This is a genomic window from Serratia sp. CY71090, from assembly GCF_052166845.1.
GTDB lineage: Bacteria > Pseudomonadota > Gammaproteobacteria > Enterobacterales > Enterobacteriaceae > Serratia > Serratia nematodiphila.
The window spans coordinates 1-1721 of the sequence record NZ_JBJNOA010000027.1; the positions used below are offsets into that span (position 1 = coordinate 1).

A 1721-nucleotide genomic window follows, 5' to 3' on the forward strand; every position below is an offset into this window, starting at 1 on the left:
AATATCTTTAGGTAAGGAGGTGATCCAACCGCAGGTTCCCCTACGGTTACCTTGTTACGACTTCACCCCAGTCATGAATCACAAAGTGGTAAGCGCCCTCCCGAAGGTTAAGCTACCTACTTCTTTTGCAACCCACTCCCATGGTGTGACGGGCGGTGTGTACAAGGCCCGGGAACGTATTCACCGTAGCATTCTGATCTACGATTACTAGCGATTCCGACTTCATGGAGTCGAGTTGCAGACTCCAATCCGGACTACGACGTACTTTATGAGGTCCGCTTGCTCTCGCGAGGTCGCTTCTCTTTGTATACGCCATTGTAGCACGTGTGTAGCCCTACTCGTAAGGGCCATGATGACTTGACGTCATCCCCACCTTCCTCCAGTTTATCACTGGCAGTCTCCTTTGAGTTCCCGGCCGAACCGCTGGCAACAAAGGATAAGGGTTGCGCTCGTTGCGGGACTTAACCCAACATTTCACAACACGAGCTGACGACAGCCATGCAGCACCTGTCTCAGAGTTCCCGAAGGCACCAATCCATCTCTGGAAAGTTCTCTGGATGTCAAGAGTAGGTAAGGTTCTTCGCGTTGCATCGAATTAAACCACATGCTCCACCGCTTGTGCGGGCCCCCGTCAATTCATTTGAGTTTTAACCTTGCGGCCGTACTCCCCAGGCGGTCGATTTAACGCGTTAGCTCCGGAAGCCACGCCTCAAGGGCACAACCTCCAAATCGACATCGTTTACAGCGTGGACTACCAGGGTATCTAATCCTGTTTGCTCCCCACGCTTTCGCACCTGAGCGTCAGTCTTCGTCCAGGGGGCCGCCTTCGCCACCGGTATTCCTCCAGATCTCTACGCATTTCACCGCTACACCTGGAATTCTACCCCCCTCTACGAGACTCTAGCTTGCCAGTTTCAAATGCAGTTCCCAGGTTGAGCCCGGGGATTTCACATCTGACTTAACAAACCGCCTGCGTGCGCTTTACGCCCAGTAATTCCGATTAACGCTTGCACCCTCCGTATTACCGCGGCTGCTGGCACGGAGTTAGCCGGTGCTTCTTCTGCGAGTAACGTCAATTGATGAACGTATTAAGCTCACCACCTTCCTCCTCGCTGAAAGTGCTTTACAACCCGAAGGCCTTCTTCACACACGCGGCATGGCTGCATCAGGCTTGCGCCCATTGTGCAATATTCCCCACTGCTGCCTCCCGTAGGAGTCTGGACCGTGTCTCAGTTCCAGTGTGGCTGGTCATCCTCTCAGACCAGCTAGGGATCGTCGCCTAGGTGAGCCATTACCCCACCTACTAGCTAATCCCATCTGGGCACATCTGATGGCAAGAGGCCCGAAGGTCCCCCTCTTTGGTCTTGCGACGTTATGCGGTATTAGCTACCGTTTCCAGTAGTTATCCCCCTCCATCAGGCAGTTTCCCAGACATTACTCACCCGTCCGCCGCTCGTCACCCGGGGAGCAAGCTCCCCTGTGCTACCGCTCGACTTGCATGTGTTAAGCCTGCCGCCAGCGTTCAATCTGAGCCATGATCAAACTCTTCAATTAAAAGCTTGATTTGCTTCCACTCGAGAAGCGATGCTCAAAGATTTACTGCATGAATTTTACTTCAGTTAGTCACTCTTCAAGACTTGATATTTTTTTGCATCCGAAGATGCTGGATATCGTCTTGTGGAGTGCCCACACAGATTGTCTGATAAATTGTTAAAGAGCAG

The 1721-nt window shown here is 52.5% G+C and carries 1 rRNA gene; it reads right to left on the reverse strand.

The window, feature by feature from the left end:
- Positions 1-12: 12 nt before the first annotated feature.
- A 16S ribosomal RNA gene (locus tag ACJ8OK_RS24265) occupies positions 13-1554 on the reverse strand.
- Positions 1555-1721 lie beyond the last annotated feature (167 nt).